16 protein-coding genes and 1 pseudogene are annotated in these 17,839 nt (G+C 64.3%); 12 read left to right on the top strand and 5 right to left on the bottom strand.

Annotation, left to right across the window (positions count from 1 at the left end; genetic code table 11):
- Positions 1-66: 66 nt before the first annotated feature.
- From LB529_RS10945 to glcF, 3 genes are all read left to right on the top strand, one after another.
- Positions 67-462, top strand: a complete 396-nt coding sequence (locus tag LB529_RS10945) for an endonuclease domain-containing protein (protein ID WP_224527888.1) — start codon at positions 67-69, stop codon at positions 460-462.
- A 214-nt stretch (positions 463-676) separates the two neighbouring features.
- Positions 677-1,894: an FAD-binding protein gene (locus LB529_RS10940; protein ID WP_224711072.1), complete on the top strand. Its 1,218-nt coding sequence runs from the start codon at positions 677-679 to the stop codon at positions 1,892-1,894.
- A 64-nt stretch (positions 1,895-1,958) separates the two neighbouring features.
- Positions 1,959-3,284, top strand: a complete 1,326-nt coding sequence (glcF, locus tag LB529_RS10935) for a glycolate oxidase subunit GlcF (RefSeq protein WP_224711071.1) — start codon at positions 1,959-1,961, stop codon at positions 3,282-3,284.
- Here glcF and LB529_RS10930 read toward each other — a convergent pair whose 3' ends face one another.
- Together LB529_RS10930 and LB529_RS10925 are read right to left on the bottom strand one after the other, a co-directional pair.
- The gene (locus tag LB529_RS10930; RefSeq protein ID WP_140839426.1) at positions 3,285-4,205 is read right to left on the bottom strand and encodes a bifunctional 5,10-methylenetetrahydrofolate dehydrogenase/5,10-methenyltetrahydrofolate cyclohydrolase; all 921 of its coding nucleotides are present in this window, start codon (positions 4,203-4,205) and stop codon (positions 3,285-3,287) included.
- Positions 4,206-4,562: 357 nt separating this feature from the next.
- On the bottom strand, positions 4,563-5,303 hold the full coding sequence (locus LB529_RS10925) for a L,D-transpeptidase (protein ID WP_224544233.1): 741 nt from the start codon (positions 5,301-5,303) through the stop codon (positions 4,563-4,565).
- A gap of 11 nt (positions 5,304-5,314) precedes the next feature.
- On the opposite strand from LB529_RS10925, the gene LB529_RS10920 reads away from it, so the two are divergent.
- A complete protein-coding gene (locus LB529_RS10920; RefSeq protein ID WP_224544234.1) occupies positions 5,315-5,476 on the top strand; it encodes a hypothetical protein in 162 nt (53 codons plus the stop codon).
- 40 nt (positions 5,477-5,516) lie between these two features.
- Positions 5,517-6,155, top strand: coding sequence for a DNA-3-methyladenine glycosylase I (locus tag LB529_RS10915; RefSeq protein WP_224711077.1), 639 nt, complete (start codon positions 5,517-5,519; stop codon positions 6,153-6,155).
- 273 nt (positions 6,156-6,428) lie between these two features.
- Here LB529_RS10915 and LB529_RS10910 read toward each other — a convergent pair whose 3' ends face one another.
- Entirely contained in the window at positions 6,429-6,743 is a 315-nt protein-coding gene (locus tag LB529_RS10910) for a hypothetical protein (RefSeq protein ID WP_224711070.1), read from the bottom strand.
- Between the two features lie 27 nt (positions 6,744-6,770).
- Positions 6,771-7,007: a hypothetical protein gene (locus tag LB529_RS10905; protein WP_224711069.1), complete on the bottom strand. Its 237-nt coding sequence runs from the start codon at positions 7,005-7,007 to the stop codon at positions 6,771-6,773.
- 237 nt (positions 7,008-7,244) lie between these two features.
- Between LB529_RS10905 and hisS the strand changes: the two genes are divergently transcribed.
- From hisS to LB529_RS10875, 6 genes are all read left to right on the top strand, one after another.
- Entirely contained in the window at positions 7,245-8,786 is a 1,542-nt protein-coding gene (gene hisS / locus LB529_RS10900) for a histidine--tRNA ligase (protein ID WP_224711068.1), read from the top strand.
- Between the two features lie 174 nt (positions 8,787-8,960).
- Positions 8,961-10,079: an ATP phosphoribosyltransferase regulatory subunit gene (locus LB529_RS10895; RefSeq protein WP_224711067.1), complete on the top strand. Its 1,119-nt coding sequence runs from the start codon at positions 8,961-8,963 to the stop codon at positions 10,077-10,079.
- On the top strand, positions 10,076-10,777 hold the full coding sequence (hisG, locus tag LB529_RS10890; protein WP_224711066.1) for an ATP phosphoribosyltransferase: 702 nt from the start codon (positions 10,076-10,078) through the stop codon (positions 10,775-10,777). The genes LB529_RS10895 and hisG overlap by 4 nt, the downstream gene beginning before the upstream one ends.
- An 86-nt stretch (positions 10,778-10,863) precedes the next feature.
- Entirely contained in the window at positions 10,864-12,624 is a 1,761-nt protein-coding gene (locus LB529_RS10885; protein ID WP_224711065.1) for an AMP-binding protein, read from the top strand.
- 10 nt (positions 12,625-12,634) lie between these two features.
- Positions 12,635-13,258 carry a poly-gamma-glutamate hydrolase family protein gene (locus tag LB529_RS10880; protein WP_224711064.1) on the top strand — a complete coding sequence of 208 codons (624 nt, stop codon included), beginning with the start codon at positions 12,635-12,637 and terminating at the stop codon, positions 13,256-13,258.
- A gap of 83 nt (positions 13,259-13,341) precedes the next feature.
- Positions 13,342-14,445, top strand: a complete 1,104-nt coding sequence (locus LB529_RS10875; RefSeq protein WP_224711063.1) for a calcium:proton antiporter — start codon at positions 13,342-13,344, stop codon at positions 14,443-14,445.
- Between the two features lie 46 nt (positions 14,446-14,491).
- Here LB529_RS10875 and LB529_RS10870 read toward each other — a convergent pair.
- Positions 14,492-15,401: pseudogene (locus tag LB529_RS10870) on the bottom strand (hydrogen peroxide-inducible genes activator).
- 173 nt (positions 15,402-15,574) lie between these two features.
- Between LB529_RS10870 and katG the strand changes: the two are divergent.
- Complete coding sequence (gene katG, locus LB529_RS10865; RefSeq protein WP_224711062.1) at positions 15,575-17,782, top strand: catalase/peroxidase HPI; 2,208 nt, start codon at positions 15,575-15,577, stop codon at positions 17,780-17,782.
- Positions 17,783-17,839 lie beyond the last annotated feature (57 nt).

Raw genomic sequence — 17,839 nt, 5'->3', positions numbered from 1 at the left:
CCCCCCCCCCCCCCCCCCCCGGAGAGGGGGGCGGCCTATCAGCCAAGCCGCCGCTCGCCCGAGAAAATTGCCCGCGCCCGCGCGCTTCGTAGCGGCGACAACCATGCGGAAGCGATCCTCTGGAACGAACTGAAGGCAAGAAGGCTAGGCGGATACAAATTCGTTCGCCAGATGCCCATCGGTCCGTATTTCGCGGATTTTGCGTGCAGGAGCGAAAAGCTGATTGTGGAACTGGATGGCAGCCAGCACGCGGACAGTTCGTACGACAGGCGGCGGGATGAATTCATGCGGGGCGAGGGCTTCTCGGTTTTGCGGTTTTGGAGCTTCGATGTCTTGAAGAACAAGAGGAGCGTTTGCGAGACGATCTTTGCGGCGTTGGAAGGACGGCTTGCCGAAGACGTAGTTGCTGCCGACCTCAGGTTTGTTTTCGCAGCCAGGAAGACGGGAGATAGCGCTCTATGATGGCCCCCTCTCCGTCTCGGGCTGCGCCCGAGCCACCTCTCCCCCGCGTTGCGGGGGCGAGGAACCCAAGCTTTCCAAGGTCGCAACGTCGGCGGTCGGTGTTTCCTCGCCCCCATGAAATGGGAGAGAGGTGTCCGCGTAGCGGACGGAGAGGGGGCAGCGCTGCCATATGCGATTGCCCTGGCCTCGCTGGGGCGAGGAAAGGCGCCCCCTCGTGACCACCTTCACCCCATCTTCTTCCGCCGAAACCCTCTCCACCATCCAATGGGCAGCCGCCGAGGAAACGCCGCTCGAAATCCTCGGCCATGGCTCGAAGCGCGGCATCGGTCGCCCATTGCAGACCGAGCATACGCTCGACTTGTCGCACCTCATCGGCGTAACCCTCTACGAACCGGCCGAACTCGTGCTCTCAGCCCGTGCCGGCACGCCGCTCGCCGAGATCGAAAAATTGCTTGCCGAAAACGGCCAGCAATTCGCGTTCGAGCCGATGGACTACGGCCCGTTGCTCGGCGGCGAGCCGGGCCAAGGGGACAAGAACGGCACCATCGGCGGCGTGTTGGCTTCGAACCTGTCCGGCCCACGCCGCCTCAAGGCGGGTGCAGCGCGCGACCACATCCTTGGCGTCGCCGCCGTCTCCGGCCGTGGCGAGGCTTTCAAGTCGGGCGGCCGCGTGGTCAAGAACGTCACCGGCTACGATCTCTCCAAGCTGATGGCCAACAGCTGGGGCACGCTCGCCGTCTTGACCGACGTCACCTTCAAGGTCCTGCCGGCCGCGGAAACGGAAGTGACCTTGGCCATACGCGGCCTGCTCGACGATGCCGCCGTGGCCGCAATGGCGCTGGCGCTCGGCTCCAGCGCCGAGGTGTCGAGCGCCGCGCACCTGCCGGAGCGCATCGCCGCGAAGGTCGCCGGCGGCAAGCACGGCAGCGATGCCGCCACGCTGCTGCGCGTCGAGGGATTCGGGCCTTCGGTCGTCTATCGCATCGAGGCACTGCGAAAGCTGCTTAGCAAGGCCGGGCCGCTGGAAGAGATCGCCGGCGAGGCCTCGAAGACGATCTGGCGCGACATCCGCGATTGCCGGCCTTTCGCCGATGGCGGCGCGCGGCCGGTCTGGCGCGTCTCGATGGCGCCATCCGCGGCGCATCACATGGTGATGGCGCTGCGCATGCAGGCGGCGGCCGACGCCTTCTACGACTGGCAGGGCGGTCTAGTGTGGCTGTCGATGCGCGAGGACGATCCGGAGGCCGATCTGCTGCGCGGCTTGATCCGCAAATATGGCGGCGGCCACGCGACGCTGGTACGCGCATCCGCACCGCATCGCGCGGCGCTGCCGGTGTTCGAGCCGCAGTCGCCGCATCTGGCCGCGCTTTCGGCGCGGCTCAAGGCCGAGTTCGACCCGAAGCAGATTCTCAACCCCGGCCGCATGGCCTAAGGCAATTCCAGGAAAAGTGTGAAACGGTTTTCCGTCCGGAATTGCGTCTAACAGAGACGGCGATATGCAGACCAATTTCTCCGCCGCGCAGCTTGCCGATCCGCATGTCGCGGAATCGGAAAAGATCCTGCGCAAATGCGTGCATTGCGGCTTCTGCACCGCCACCTGTCCGACCTATGTGACGCTGGGCAACGAGCTCGATTCGCCGCGCGGCCGCATCTACCTCATCAAGGATATGCTGGAGAACGGCCGGCCGGCCGACAAGGAGATCGTCACCCATATCGACCGCTGCCTGTCTTGCCTTGCCTGCATGACGACCTGCCCCTCGGGCGTGAACTACATGCATCTGGTCGATCACGCCCGCGCCCATATCCAGGAGACCTACAAGCGCCCGCTGCTCGACCGGATGACGCGCGCCATGCTAGCCTTCGTGCTGCCTTATCCGAACCGCTTCCGTGCCGCGCTGAAGCTCGCCGGGCTCGGCCAGCCGTTCATCGGCCTGTTCGAGAAACTGCCGGCGCTGAGGCCGGTGGCGGCCATGCTGAAGCTCGCGCCGTCGGCGATCCCGCCGGCATCGCCGACGGCGAAGCCGGCCACGCATGCCGGGAAAGGCGCAAGGCGCGGCCGCGTCGCCATCCTCACCGGCTGCGCGCAGTCCGTGCTCGATCCGGCGATCAACGAGGCGACCATCTCTTTGCTGACCAGGCTCGGCGTTGAGGTCGTGGTGCCGGAGGGCGAGGGCTGCTGCGGCGCGCTCGTCCATCACATGGGCCGCGAGCATCAGGCCCTTGCCTCGGCCAGACAGAATGTTGACGCCTGGATGCGCGCCATCGAGCAGGGCGGGCTCGACGCTATTATCATCACCGCGTCCGGCTGCGGCACGACCATCAAGGATTATGGCTTCATGCTCCGCCTCGATCCCGCCTATGCCGAAAAGGCGGCGCGGGTATCGTCACTGGCCAAGGACATCACCGAATATCTCGCCGCGCTCGACCTTCCCGAGCCAGTGCGCAAGCCGGGCACGGTCGTCGCTTACCATTCGGCCTGTTCCATGCAGCACGGCCAGAAGATCACGCGTCAGCCGAAGGAGCTGCTGGCCAAGGCCGGCTTCGTTGTCCGCGAGCCGCGCGAGGGGCATCTGTGCTGCGGCTCGGCCGGCACCTACAACATCCTGCAGCCCGACATTTCGGCTAGATTGCGCGACCGCAAGGTCAAAAACATCGAAGCGACGGGCGCTTCAGTCGTCGCCACCGGCAACATCGGCTGCATCACGCAGATCGCGTCCGCGGCGAAGCTGCCGGTCGTGCATACGATCAAGCTACTCGACTGGGCTTATGGCGGCCCGAAGCCGGAAGGCGTTTCCGACAGCGGTTTGATCGCTGCCGAATAATTATTCCGCCGCGAGCTGGTCCGGCACGCCATAGGTCGCGCGGTAAAGCGCGCGCTGGCGGTTGAGCGCGACCATGGTGTTGCGCAACAGGATCGCCACGGTGAGTGGGCCGACGCCGCCCGGCACCGGCGTGATCCAGGAGGCCACGTCCTTGACGCTGTCCGTGTCGACGTCGCCGACGATGCGGGTTTCGCCGTCGGATCCGACCTCGGAATTGATGCCGATGTCGATGACGGCAGCGCCCGGCTTCACCATGTCGGCCTTGATCAGCCTGGGCTTGCCGACGGCGACGAACAGCGCGTCCGCGCGCCGCGCATGCGCCGCCACCGATCGCGTCATGTGATGGCAGACCGTCACCGTCGCGCCTTCGCTCATCAGCAGGAAGGCAATCGGTTTGCCGACGATCTCGGAATGGCCGACGACGACCACTTCGAGCCCCTGGAGCTCGAGGCCGGTTTCCTTGAGCAGCTCAACCGAGGCAGCCGCGGTGCAGGGCGCCAGGTCGAGCTGGTTGTAGACGATGTTGCCGATCGAGGCCGGATGCATGCCCTCGACGTCCTTCAGCGGATGCACCGCCGCCTGCAGCGTCTTGATCGGGATATGCGCCGGCACCGGCCGCTGGATGATGATTCCGGTGACGCGCGGGTCGGCGTTGAGGCCGTGGATCGCAGCTTCAAGTTCGCCGGCGGTGATGTCGGCGGCAAAGCGCCGCTCCTCGAAGGAGATGCCGGCAAGGGCTGCCTTGGCGCGCTGGTTGCGCACATAGACATCGACCGCTGCGGTATCGCCGACGGTGATCGAGACAAGCTTCGGCGGGAAACCTTCGGCCGTGGCGATCGCTGCGTCCTCGCGCACCGAAGCGATGATGCGCTGGGCGACCGGGCCGCCTTTCAGGTAGCGGCTGTCGTCGGTCCGGGTCATGGCTGGCACCTCTGCCTTCTGAGGCAATTCAAGGAAAGGCGCACTGCCCTCCGGAATTGCGTGACTATCAAGATTTGTGCACTGCAATAGCAGAGGAGCGCCGGGAAATCAGCCCCGGAAACGAAATGCCCTGCTTTCGGGGCGACTTGCCACCTCATGCATGGAAAAAACAAAAAACGAAAAAGGCAGCGCGGTTTCCCTGCGCTGCCTTTTCGCGACTGGCCGTATCCCCACACGGCCCGTCCCCCATAAACCCCTTCGCTGGTTAAAGCACATCCCGCAGGATGGCACTATGACTTGGCTGCAACAGCATCAGACAAAAAGTGCTGCGCCGTCTAACCAGCTGATTCGCTGCGATTATATCACCTCGACCGTGGTCCCGACATTCACGCGCTCGTAGAGGTCGACGACATCTTCGTTGCGCATGCGGATGCAGCCGGAAGAAACCGCGCCGCCGATCGTCCAGGGCTGGTTGGTGCCGTGGATGCGGTATTCGGTGGTGCCGAGATAGAGCGCGCGCGCGCCGAGCGGGTTCTCGATGCCGCCGGCAAGATAGGTCGGCAGGTAACGGCCCTTGGCCGCCTCTCGCTTGATCATCTCCGCGGGCGGGCGCCAGTCCGGCCAGACCTTCTTGTCGGTGATCTTGTGGGTGCCCGACCATTCGAAGCCGGGCTTGCCGGTGCCAACGCCGTAGCGCCGCGCCTTGCCGTTCTTCTCGATCAGGAAGAGGAAGTTCTGGTGCGTATCGATGACGATGGTGCCGGGCTTCGCCGGCCCGTCATAGGCGACTTCCTGAGGCAGGTAGATCGGATTGATCTGCGGCCGCATCACTACGCGCTTGGCCGGCTGCTGCACGGCCGCCGTGCGCTGCTGGTCGGGCTGCGCCTGGAAGAGGCGCCTCAGCGGCTGCTGCGTTGCCTGCCGCGTCGGGCGCACGATGCCCGGCGCGTGGCCAAGCTGCAGCACCCAGGGAGCCGAAAGGTCGGGGCTTACCATCACCGGCGGCACATCGGCATAGCGGTCATTGGCAAGGGAAGTCGTGGCGCCGGCGGCAAGAATGGCCACCGCGCCGAGCAGGGAACAAAACGCTGTCTTCATGGGAACGCACCTTGATCGAACTCATCCGGGGCGGCGAGGGCGCCGTCGGTTTCGCGATCCTTGGCGCGGAGCGGCAAGCAAAACATGAATCGGAATGCGTAAAATGCCGCTTTGTCAGTAAACCTTTTGGTGTGGTTACCGGCCGGTTCAGGAATCTGGTAAAGCCGCGGTAAAAGCGGCGCTGAAGCGCATTAACGAATGGATCTGCTGACGATGGCGATTGAAAATACCGGCATTCTCGATGGCCCGGACGGCAGGGCGCGCTGCTTCTGGCACGGCAATTTGCCGGACTATCTTCATTACCACGATCACGAATGGGGCCGGCCAGTGACGGATGATCGCCGGCTGTTCGAAAAGATCTGCCTCGAAGGCTTCCAATCGGGCTTGTCGTGGCTGACCATCCTGCGCAAGCGTGAGAATTTCCGCGAGGCCTTCGCCGGTTTCGACTTCGACAAGGTGGCGGCGTTCACCGACGCGGATGTCGAGCGCCTGCTCGGCAATACCGGCATCATCCGCCACCGCGGCAAGATCGTTTCGACCATCAACAACGCCAAACGCGCCCGCGAGATGGTCGACGAGTTCGGCTCGTTTGCCGCCTGGTTCTGGAAGTTCGAGCCGGGTCCGGGCGAGCGGCCCGAAATCGTCGACCTGGCGCATCTGCGCGCTAACCCGACGACGGCGGTGTCGGTCAGGATATCCAAGGAATTGAAGAAGCGCGGCTGGAGCTTTGTCGGCCCGACCACGGTCTATGCTTTCATGCAGGCGATGGGCCTGGTCAACGACCATCTCGAAGGCTGCTACTGCCGGGCAGAGGTGGAGAAAGAGCGCAAGAAGCTGAAGCGGCCGAAGTAGGGGTGCTTTCTTCCTTCTCCCCTTGTGGGAGAAGGTGGCCGCGAAGCGGCCGGATGAGGGGTGTTCCAGGGAATGCCAGCGTCTCACACCGCCGGAGGAGACGGCAAGTTTGCCGCCGCCTCACTCGCTGGAGCACCCCTCATCCGTCTCGGCGCTAACGCGCCGATCCACCTTCTCCCACAGGGGGAGAAGGAAAAGAGGCGCGCTACTTCTCGAACCTGCCCTTATGGCCGCTGCCGTTGATGTCCCAGACCAGATTGGAACCGGACACCGTCAGCACCAGTCCGCTGAAGCCGCTGTCGTCGGGCGTATGATGCGTGGAGGCGGAGCTGCGGCCTGCCGGGATGACCTCGAGAGTCGAGCCCTTCCGCACCAGCAGCCCTTGCCGTACTGGTCGTTGGCGCCATAGGCGAGCGCGAATTCAAAGCTGCCGTCTTTCTTCAACAGCAGTTCTGAACCGACCTCCATGACGCCGTTCAGGTAATAATGGCCGGCAAGACGGGCATCACCCGCCTGGCAGGCGTTGGCGGCAACGGGCATGCTACAGAAAAGCGCGCCGGCAAGCGCGTACGCGAATTGCAGATGCATGATGATCCCCCGATCGTTGAGTGAAAGTCAGACGCTGCCGGCGCCGGCCAGGAACAACCCGGCAATGATCGCCGCCACCGCCGCGAAGGCCGGATAGATCACCAGCAGACCGGTCACCAGCGCGTCGCGCACGGTCGGCTTGCGCGCCTCGGCCGCGACCTCGAATGGCCCGGCCGGCTGCTGGGCCGGCTTGAGCATAAAGCCGCCGGCAGGCCGCAGCCTGGCCGATGTGTCGCTCTCGATAATCTCGTTAGCCGTCGTCATGCCCCGAACCCCTTGTTTCGGCGCGCTTTATAGTCGCCGATTGTGTCGGCAGCATGCCGCGCCGACGGCGGAATTGTTTCGTTTTTGGCGTGGTTCGTTTCAGCTCTTTCCTTCCCACAAGGGAGAAGGAAAGAGCCCACCCTTGCCGCACCAAGCAGCATCGGTTAGGACACGCGCGCCTTGGAAATAGGAAATTTCCTATCTAAGGCGTGCCACGAAACACCGAGTACTCATCCCATGGCCGACAAATCCGAAAAGACGAAAGCGCGGCTGCCGCGCGGTTTTGCCGACCGCAGCGCCGAGGATATTCGTGCCGTCGAGAAGATGATGGCGACTATCCGCTCGGTCTACGAGCTCTACGGTTTCGAGCCGGCCGACCAGCCGATGATCGAATACACCGATGCTTTGGGAAAATTCCTGCCCGACCAGGACCGGCCGAACGAAGGCGTCTTTTCCTTCCAGGATGATGACGACCAGTGGCTGTCGCTGCGTTACGACCTGACCGCCCCGACGGCCCGCTTCGTCGCCGAGAATTTTGACAGGTTGCCAAAACCCTATCGCAGCTACCGCTCCGGCTGGGTGTTCCGCAACGAGAAGCCTGGTCCCGGCCGCTTCCGCCAGTTCATGCAGTTCGACGCCGACACCATCGGCACGCCGGGTGTCGCCGCCGATGCCGAGATGGCGATGATGATGGCTGACGTGATGGAAGCGCTCGGCATCAAGCGCGGCGACTACGTCATTCGCGTCAACAACCGCAAGGTGTTGGACGGCGTGCTGGAAGCGATTGGCCTTGGCGGCGAGGAAAATGCCGGCCGCCGGCTGACGGTGCTGCGGGCGATCGATAAGCTGGACAAGTTCGCACTCGAAGACATTCAACTTTTGCTTGGAAAGGGCCGCTGGGACGGCGGCAAGGAAGGCGAGGGAGATTTCACCAAAGGCGCAGGTCTTTCCGACAGTCAGATATCGCAGTTATTAAACATCACTGGTTGGAAGGCTCAGGGATCGGGCAGCAGCGGGGTTGCTAACGGCCTTACTGTCGACAATCTGCGTCGCGGCTTCGAGCAGACTCCTCTGGTGATGCAAGGTTGCGAAGAGCTTGATCAGATACAAATGCTCTGTGCAGCCGCTGGTTACGACGAAACTAAGATATTGATCGACCCCTCCGTCGTGCGCGGCCTCGAATACTACACCGGCCCGGTCTTCGAGGCCGAGTTGCTGGCCGAGATCCCCAATGACGAAGGCCAAATCGTGCGCTTCGGCTCGGTCGGCGGGGGCGGGCGCTATGACGGGCTGGTCTCGCGCTTCCGCGGCGAGCCGGTGCCGGCGACCGGCTTCTCCATTGGCGTCTCGCGGCTAATGACGGCGCTGAAGAACCTCGGCAAGCTCGACGCCTCCGATGTCATCGCGCCGGTCGTGGTGCTGGTCATGGACAAGGACACCGAAAGCCTCGGCCGCTACCAGAAGATGGTTGCCGACCTGCGCGCCGCCGGCATCCGCTCCGAAATGTATCTTGGCGGCGCCGGCATGAAGGCGCAGCTCAAATATGCCGATCGCCGCGGCAGCCCGGTCGCCATCATCCAGGGCGGCGACGAGCGCGCCAAAGGCGAGGTGCAGATCAAGGACCTGATCGAAGGCGCCCGCCTGTCGGCCGAGATCGCCGACAATGCCGAATGGCGGGCGGCAAGGCCGGCGCAGGTGACGGTGGCGGAGAGCGAGCTGGTTGGCGAGGTGAAGAAGATACTCGCGGCGCAGGCTGAGGAGCGCGCACGTGGCCGATAGGGCGCCGACCTCCCCTTCTCCCCTTGTGGGAGAAGGTGGCCGAGCGAAGCTCGGTCGGATGAGGGGTGTTCCAGGGAACGCCGGCGTCTCATTCCTTCCAACACCCCTCATCCGTCTCGGCGCTGCGCGCCGATCCACCTTCTCCCACAAGGGGAGAAGAGGAAGGGGCGCCGCATGACCTCCCGTCCCGCCATCGCCGCCGACATCGTTGAACTATTCGCCACCCGCGACACCCACGCCGTGGAAGTCGCCGTGCTGCAGCCTGCCGACCCGTTCCTCGACATGGCCGGGGAGGATCTGCGCCGCCGCATCTTTCTCACCGAGAGCGAGACCGGCAAGACGCTGTGCCTGCGGCCCGAATTCACCATTCCGGTCTGCCTCGACCACATCTCCAGCCAGGCCGGCACGCCGCGCCGCTATTCTTATCTCGGCGAAGTGTTCCGCCAGCGCCGCGACGGCGGCAACGAGTTCTTCCAGGCCGGCATCGAGGATCTCGGCGACCGCGACACGGCCGCCGCCGATGCCCGTTCGCTGGCCGACGCCCATGCGCTGCTGTCGCTGGTGCTGCCCGGCCGGAAGCTCGCCGTCACGCTCGGCGACCAAACTTTGTTTGAGGCGGTGCTGGCCGCGCTCGGCCTGCCGCGCGGCTGGCGCATGCGCCTTGCGCGTGCCTTCGGTTCGGCGCCGATGCTGGAGGCCGCCCTTGCCGATCTCGCCAATCCGCCGCGCAACAGTCAGCTTTCCGGTCCGGTCGCGCTGCTGGTGCTCGACGGCGATGCGGAAGGCCTTGCCGCGCATATTGCCGACGGCATGGAGGAAGCCGGGCTGTCGGCGTCATCCGGCCGCGCGCCTGCCGACATCGCGCGCCGGCTGATCGAGAAAGCGCAACTGCGCAGCGTGCGGCTGTCCGACGAGGCCTTCTCGGCGTTGAAGGGCTTTCTCGAGATCGACGTCGCGCTCAGCGACGCGACCGCGGCGCTGGAAAAATTCGCCGCCGATGCCGGCCTGTCGCTGGGACCGGCGCTGGAGAATTTCGCCGCCCGCGCTAAGGCGATCGAGGCGCATGGGCTGTCGGCGGCGCAAATCCGCTATGACGCCGCCTTCGGCCGTCCGCTCGATTACTACACCGGCCTGGTCTTCGAGATCGCGGTCCAGGATGGCGATCGGCCGCTGGCCGGCGGCGGCCGCTACGACCGGCTGCTGACGCTGCTGGGAGCAAAAAAGCCGATTCCAGGGGTTGGCTTCTCGGTTTGGCTCGATCGCATCGACGCCTTGCGGGAGAATGCCATATGATCACGCTGGCGATCCCCTCGAAGGGCCGTCTTAAGGAGCAGTCGCTCGAAGTGCTGGCCAAGGCAGGCCTGGCCGTGAGCCTGCCTGAAGACGATCGCAAGTACCGCGCCCGCATCGACGGTCTCGACAATGTCGAGGTGGCCTTCCTGTCCGCGTCCGAGATCGCCGGCGAGATCGGCCAGGGCGCGGTCGACCTCGGCATCACCGGCGAGGACCTTTTGCGCGAGAACCTCGCCGACTGGGAAGCGTGCGCTGAGATCGTCGCCCGCCTCGGCTTCGGCCATGCCGATGTCGTGGTGGCGGTGCCCGACATCTGGCTGGACGTCGACAGCATGGCCGATCTCGACGATGTCGCCGCCGATTTCCGCCAGCGCCATGGCCGGAGGCTCAGGATCGCCACCAAGTACTGGCGGCTGACGCAGCAGTTCTTTTCGCTCAAGCATGGCATCCAGGTCTACCGCATCGTCGAAAGCCTCGGCGCCACCGAAGGCGCGCCGGCCGCGGGGCTGGCCGACGTCATCGTCGACATCACCACCACCGGCTCAACGCTTCGCGCCAACCACCTCAAGGTGCTGGGCGACGGTGTGATCCTGAAGTCGCAGGCTTGTCTCGTTGCTTCGAAGAAGCAGCGCGATGCGGCCGACGAAGCGATCCTGCGCGACATCGCCGCGAAAATGAGCGTCCTTCCTCCTGCCTGAGCGCCCTCAAGCAGAGGGGGACCATTGACGGATTTCCACCGTCCCCATCGGCTGATAGGCTGGCTTATCCCGGGAGGAGAACGGCGATGGCGATCAAACTCGACGAGCTCATGAACGCCACCAATCTGCGCAAGACGCGCAACAGCTTCGTTGCTCCGGTTGGCGGCAAGGCGCATGTGTCGGGCGACCGGTCGGTGCCGCTGCTCGACAAGACCATTCCGGAATTGTTTTCCGATACGGTGAGCAGATATGCCACGCTCGACGCTGCCGTCTTCGTCGGCCAGGACAAGCGTTTCACCTGGAGCGAGCTGTCGGACGCGGTCGACGCTTTGGCCGCTGGTTTCCTGGCGCTCGGCCTCGAAAAAGGCGACCGCGTCGGCATCTGGTCGCCGAACCGCTGGGAATGGCTGGTGACGCAGTTCGCCACCGCGCGCATCGGCCTGATTCTGGTTAACATCAACCCGGCCTACCGGCTGACCGAGCTCGAATACGCATTGAACAAAGTCAGCTGCAAGGCATTGGTCACCGCCGCGCAGTTCAAGACCTCCGACTATCTCGGCATGATCGAGACATTGGCGCCGGAGATCGCCAAGGTGGAGCCCGGCAAGCTCAAGGCTAAGAAACTGCCGGCGCTGGAAATCGTCATCCGCATGGGCGACGACAACTCGCCCGGTATGTTCAATTTCGGTGACGTGCTCGCAATGGCCGGTCGTGACGAGCATGACAGCCTCGACCGCATCTCCGAAGGGCTGAAGCCCGGCGAGGCCATCAACATCCAGTTCACCTCAGGCACGACCGGCGCCCCGAAAGGCGCGACGCTGACGCATTCCAACATCGTCAACAACGGCAATTTCGTCACCTCGGCAATAAAACTCACCACCGAAGACCGGCTCTGCATCCCGGTGCCGCTCTATCACTGCTTCGGCATGTCGATGGGTACGATGGGCTGCGTGTCGAAAGGCGCGACAATGGTCTTCCCGGGCGAAGGCTTCGATGCCGGCGCGACGCTGAAAGCGGTGGCGCAGGAGCGCTGCACCGGTCTCTATGGCGTGCCGACCATGTTCGTCGCCATGCTCGACCATGCGGATTTTTCGAGCTTCGATCTCTCCAGCCTGCGCACCGGCATCATGGCCGGCTCGCCATGCCCGATCGAGGTGATGAAGAAGGTGGTGTCGCTGATGCATATGAGCCAGGTGACCATCGCCTATGGCATGACGGAGACCAGTCCCGTCTCCTTTCAGAGCAGCGTAGACGATCCGCTGGAAAAGCGTGTCTCAACCGTCGGCCGCATCCACCCGCATGTCGAGGTCAAGGCGATCGGCGCCGACGGTGCCACCGTCGCGGTCGGCGAGCCGGGCGAGCTCTGCACGCGCGGCTATTCGGTGATGAAAGGCTATTGGGACGACGCCGAAAGGACCCGCGAGGCGATCGACGCCGACGGCTGGATGCATACCGGCGACCTCGCGACGATCGACGCCGAGGGCTATTGCAACATCGTCGGTCGGGTCAAGGACATGGTCATCCGCGGCGGCGAGAACGTCTATCCGCGCGAGGTCGAGGAATTCCTCTATCGCCATCCCAAGATCAAGGAAGTGCAGGTCTTCGGCATCCCGGACGACAAATATGGCGAGGAGCTCTGCGCCTGGATCGTGCTGAAGCCCGACCAGATCGCCACCGCCGAGGAGATCAAGGCCTTCTGCGCCGGCCAGATCGCGCATTACAAGGTGCCGCGCTATATCCGCTTCCGCACCGAGCTGCCGATGACGGTGACCGGCAAGCCGCAGAAATTCCTGATGCGCGCGGCGATGGTGGAGGAATTGGGGCTGGTGGCGCAGAAGACGGCGTGAAACGGCATCTATGGACAACGAGTTTCCAAACTTCGCGGCGCTGAGAGCCGCCAAAATTGAAAACGTGGATTATCGCATCGTTGTCCGGCGCGGCGCGCGAACCGGAAGTGCCATCGTCATGGCCCCGCATGGCGGCAAAATCGAGCCTCGCACCTCCCTGATCGCCGAGACGATAGCAGGGGCCGATCTCGATATGTATTGCTTTGAAGGGCTCATGCCGGAAAGCAACCGGGAGCTGCACATAACGTCCAGGAACTTTGACGAGGCAACCGCGCTCGAACTGTTGCGGACGAAGTCCACCGTCGTCGCCATCCACGGCCGTCAGGATCGCGACGATCCCTCGACGGTCTACCTGGGCGGCAAGGACGCCGCTCTGGTTTCAGAGATAGCCGGGCGTCTGCAGGAGGCCGGCTTCCAGACAAAAAGGGACAACCATCCCTTTCCCGGTATCCAGGATTCGAACATCGTTAACCGCGGACTGACGGGGAAAGGAGCACAGCTGGAAGTGCCCTTCTCGCTGCGCCGCCGACTGGGGAACGAGCCGGAACTTCTGGAAAAATTCTGTGGGGCAGTTCGCAACGCCATCGAGACATTCGACGCCATGAACGGCGCCAGGTCTCCAATCATGTTTTGAATGCTGCAAGGATGCCCGCGAGAGATGCTCCCCACGCGCTTTTCCGCTAAGTTCGCGTAAACGCCTGGCATTCGGGGGCTTTGATGACTGGTTATGCGCGATCGGTGACGTCCTACACGATGCCGTTGGTGGCGCTGGCAATGGCTGTCGCGGTCAGGGCCAGCGGCCTTTCGGTGGACGAAGGGTCACTGAACGCCAGGATACTCGTTGGGGTGCTCTCGAGCGCCATCATGTTCACCACCATTTTCGTCGTGCTCGACCACGCCGAGGCAGTCGCCTTGCGCGTCGGCGAGCCCTATGGAACTTTGGTGCTGACATTTGCGGTGACGGCAATCGAAGTGTCGATCATCGTCTCCATGATGCTGCATGGAGAAAACAACCCGACGCTGGCGCGCGAGTCCGTTTTCTCGACGGTGATGATCACCTCCACCGGCGTCGTCGGCATATGCCTCACGCTCGGCGGCTGGCGCTATCGCAAGCAGGCGATCCTGCGGCAAGGCACCAGCGCCTACCTGTCGGTTCTGATCGCGCTGACCGTGATGACGCTTATTCTTCCGACCTACACCCAAGCCACGGATCCCGGCACGTTCTCGGCGGCTCAGCTTGGTTTCGTAAGCGTTCTCTCGGTGCTGCTCTATGCGAGCTTCGTATTCGCCCAGACCGTCCGGCACCGGGAGGACTTCGTCCAGGGGCAGGCGCACGACGCTCCGACGCGAACTGCAATCCACGGAAGCATTTTGATCAGCACCCTGCTGCTGTTGGGCGGGCTCGTCGGCATTGTCCTGCTCGCCGAGCAGGTCGCCGCGAGCGTGGAGGATGCGCTCGCTGCCTACAAGGTGACCCAGGCCGACAGCATCGTAGGGGCAATGATCGCGGCACTGGTTTTGATGCCGGAGGCGATCTCGGCGATCCGCGCCTCCTTCAAGAATGAGCTGCAGCGCAGCCTGAACGTCGCGATGGGCTCGGCCTGCGCCACGATCGGCTTGACGATACCGGCGGTCGCCGCCGCCAGCCTGCTGACGGGCAGGGGGTTGACCTTGGGGCTCCCGGCGTCCGATGCCGTGCTTCTGGTGCTGGCGCTTTTCATATGCAGCGTGAGCTTCAGCACCGAACGAACGACGTTCCTGACCGGCATGGTGCATGTCGTGGTTTTTTTCACCTATGTGTTTCTGATCTTTGTGCCGTGAAGTGCCGGCCGGCGGGCGCAGGGATGGAGATGCGTCGAAGCGCGCTTCACACCGCCAGCACCGCCCGATCCAGCCCGCGTATGATCCGCGCCAGTTCCACGCACTCGTCCTGGCGCACCTTGTTCTTGCGCCAGGCCATGCAGATCATGCGCTGCGGCATCGGCTCCTGGAACGGCACGATCCTCAGGTCCGGCATGACGCTGGCAGCACTTGCCGCCATTTCCGGCACCAGCGTGACGCCCAGCCCATGCGCCACCATCTGCAAGAGCGTTGTCAGGCTTGTCGCGCCGTAGCTTGCCATCGCCACCCGGTCGCACATTGCCGCAGACGGCCAGCGCCTGCTCGCGCAGGCAGTGGCCTTCCTCCAGAAGCATCAGCCGCTCCAGCGCCGGGCTCTCGGGCGGCACCGGCGGCGAGGCGAAGGCCGGATCGCCGGCGGGAACGGCGAGGAAGAAGCGGTCTGGAAAAAGCGCTTCGGTGACGATCGCCGGCTGGTCGAGCGGCAAGGCCGCGATGAAGGCGTCGAGCCGGCCGGTGGCCGCGTCCTCGACCAGCGACGCGGTCACCGCCTCGCGCAGTTCGAGTTGCAGGGCAGGGTAGTGCTTTTTCAGCTCCGGGAGCACATGCGGCAGGAGATAGGGCGCGACCGTCGGGATCATGCCCAGCCGGAAGCGTCCTTCCATGGTCGGGCGGCCGCGCCGGGCAGTCGTCTCGACGTCACGTATATCCGCCAGAATGCGCTCGATACGCGGCTGCAGGGTGAGCGCCTCGTGGGTCATGCGCACCGCCTTGCCGCCGCGCTCGAACAACAGGCAGTTCAGCCGCTCTTCCATCTCGGCGATCTGCGCGGAAAGGGCCGGCTGGCTGACGCCGGCGAGTTTCGCGGCGCGGCCGAAATGCAGCGTCTGCGCCAGCGCGTCGAAATACTGCATTTGCCGGACGGTGAGGCCAATCATAAGAAAATCCTATCAAACGAAACAGGAAAGGCAATTTGTCTTTATCGGCAGGCCGGCCTAGTCTGGAATCGTTCCAGGTTGGCGCGGCCGGCGGCTGCCCCCGAAATTTCGGGAAAAATCAACCTCGGCAAAATTCAACCACGGCAAAACCTCGGCAGAATCGGGAGACTAAGATGGACGCGAAAACCGACGACAACAGCGCTGGCAAATGCCCGGTGGCGCATGGATCCGCACGGACCAACCGCGACTGGTGGCCGAACCAGCTCGACCTTTCCGTTCTGCACCAGCAGTCGAACCTCTCGGACCCGATGGATGAAGATTTCGACTATGCCAAGGAGTTCGCAAGCCTCGACCTTGATGCGGTGATCGCAGACCTGCACAAGGTCATGACGGATTCGCAGGACTGGTGGCCGGCCGACTTCGGCCATTACGGCCCGCTCTTCATCCGCATGGCTTGGCACAGCGCCGGCACATATCGCATCGGCGACGGCCGCGGCGGCGCCGGCGCCGGTCAGCAGCGTTTCGCGCCGCTGAACAGCTGGCCGGACAACGCCAACCTCGACAAGGCGCGCCGGCTGCTATGGCCGATCAAGCAGAAATACGGCCGCAAGATTTCCTGGGCCGACCTTCTGATCCTCACCGGCAACGTCGCGCTGGAATCGATGGGCTTCAAGACCTTCGGCTTTGCCGGCGGCCGCGCCGATGTGTGGGAGCCGGAGCAGGACGTGGACTGGGGCTCCGAAACCAAGTGGCTTGGCGACGAGCGCTATTCGGGCGACCGTGAGCTTCGCGGCCATCTCGGCGCCGTGCAAATGGGCCTCATCTACGTCAACCCGGAAGGTCCGAACGGCAAGCCGGATCCTGTCGCGGCCGCGCGCGACATCCGCGAGACCTTCGGCCGCATGGCCATGAACGACGAGGAAACCGTGGCGCTGATCGCCGGCGGCCACAGCTTCGGCAAGACGCACGGCGCCGGCGACGCCTCGCTGGTGGGCGCCGAGCCGGAGGGCGCCGGCATCGAGGCGCAAGGCCTCGGCTGGTCGAGCAAATATGCCTCCGGCATTGCTGGCGACGCCATCACCTCGGGCCTCGAGGTCACCTGGACGACGACGCCGACCAAATGGAGCAACAATTTCTTCGACAACCTGTTCAATTACGAATGGGAGCTGACGAAGAGCCCGGCCGGCGCGCATCAGTGGACGCCGAAAGGCGGCGCCGGCGCCGGCACCGTTCCGGACGCGCACAATCCCTCCAAGCGTCACGCGCCGGCCATGCTCACCACCGACCTCGCGCTGCGTTTCGATCCGGCCTATGAGAAGATCTCGCGCCGCTTCCACCAGAACCCGGACCAGTTTGCCGACGCCTTCGCCCGCGCCTGGTTCAAACTTACCCACCGCGACATGGGCCCGGTGGTGCGCTATCTCGGTCCGCTCGTGCCGAAGGAAGAGCTGATCTGGCAGGATCCGATCCCGGCCATCGACCACGAGCTGGTGAGCGAGGCCGACATCGCTTCGCTCAAGGCGAAGATCCTGGCCTCCGGCCTGTCGGTCTCCGAGCTGGTCTCGACCGCCTGGGCCTCGGCCTCGACCTTCCGCGGCTCGGACAAGCGCGGCGGCGCCAATGGCGCCCGCATCCGTCTGGCGCCGCAGAAGGACTGGGATGTCAACGAGCCGGCTCAGCTCGCCAAGGTGCTGACCAAGCTGGAAGCCATCCAGAAGGAGTTCAACACCGCGCAGCTCGGCGGCAAGAAGGTCTCGCTCGCCGATCTCATCGTGCTTGGCGGCGTCGCCGCGGTCGAGAAGGCGGCGAAGGACGGCGGCACCGAGGTGAAAGTACCCTTCACGCCGGGCCGCATGGACGCTTCGCAGGAGCAGACGGACGTCGCCTCCTTCGCCGCGCTGGAGCCGAAGGTAGACGGCTTCCGCAACTATGCCCGCGGCAGGTTGCCGATGTCGGTCGAAGCGATGCTGGTCGACCGCGCCCAGTTGCTGACGCTGACCGCGCCGGAGATGACGGTACTTGTCGGCGGCTTGCGCGTGCTCGGTGCCAATACCGGCGGTTCGAAGCATGGCGTCTTCACCGACAGGCCTGGCCAGCTCACCAACGACTTCTTCGTCAACCTGCTCTCGATGGCGACCGTTTGGGATCCGGCGGCCGGGTCAGAGCCGGGCTCGGACGAGGTTTACGAAGCGCGCGACCGCAAGACCAAGGAGGTCAAGTGGACCGGCACCCGCGCCGACCTGATCTTCGGCTCGCACGCGCAGCTGCGTGCGCTCTCCGAAGTCTACGCCTCGGCCGACGCCAAGGCCAAGTTCGTCAAGGATTTCGTCAAGGCGTGGACGAAGGTGATGAACGCCGACCGCTTCGACATCGCGAGATAAGGTCGTACCTCCCAAGCAAAAAAGGCGCGGGTCATGCCCGCGCCTTTTACTTTATCG

Origin of the sequence: Mesorhizobium sp. CA5, from assembly GCF_020165105.1 — a bacterium.
Taxonomy (GTDB): domain Bacteria; phylum Pseudomonadota; class Alphaproteobacteria; order Rhizobiales; family Rhizobiaceae; genus Mesorhizobium.
This window is presented reverse-complemented; position numbering and strand designations above follow the sequence as displayed.

Coding starts and splice junctions, on each gene's coding strand:
- glcF (WP_224711071.1), top strand. CDS start 1,959: ATGCAGACCAATTTCTCCGCCGCGCAGCTTGCCGATCCGCATGTCGCG.
- LB529_RS10930 (WP_140839426.1), bottom strand. CDS start 4,205: ATGACCCGGACCGACGACAGCCGCTACCTGAAAGGCGGCCCGGTCGCC.
- LB529_RS10925 (WP_224544233.1), bottom strand. CDS start 5,303: ATGAAGACAGCGTTTTGTTCCCTGCTCGGCGCGGTGGCCATTCTTGCC.
- LB529_RS10915 (WP_224711077.1), top strand. CDS start 5,517: ATGGCGATTGAAAATACCGGCATTCTCGATGGCCCGGACGGCAGGGCG.
- LB529_RS10910 (WP_224711070.1), bottom strand. CDS start 6,743: ATGCATCTGCAATTCGCGTACGCGCTTGCCGGCGCGCTTTTCTGTAGC.
- LB529_RS10905 (WP_224711069.1), bottom strand. CDS start 7,007: ATGACGACGGCTAACGAGATTATCGAGAGCGACACATCGGCCAGGCTG.
- hisS (WP_224711068.1), top strand. CDS start 7,245: ATGGCCGACAAATCCGAAAAGACGAAAGCGCGGCTGCCGCGCGGTTTT.
- LB529_RS10895 (WP_224711067.1), top strand. CDS start 8,961: ATGACCTCCCGTCCCGCCATCGCCGCCGACATCGTTGAACTATTCGCC.
- hisG (WP_224711066.1), top strand. CDS start 10,076: ATGATCACGCTGGCGATCCCCTCGAAGGGCCGTCTTAAGGAGCAGTCG.
- LB529_RS10885 (WP_224711065.1), top strand. CDS start 10,864: ATGGCGATCAAACTCGACGAGCTCATGAACGCCACCAATCTGCGCAAG.
- LB529_RS10880 (WP_224711064.1), top strand. CDS start 12,635: ATGGACAACGAGTTTCCAAACTTCGCGGCGCTGAGAGCCGCCAAAATT.
- LB529_RS10875 (WP_224711063.1), top strand. CDS start 13,342: ATGACTGGTTATGCGCGATCGGTGACGTCCTACACGATGCCGTTGGTG.
- katG (WP_224711062.1), top strand. CDS start 15,575: ATGGACGCGAAAACCGACGACAACAGCGCTGGCAAATGCCCGGTGGCG.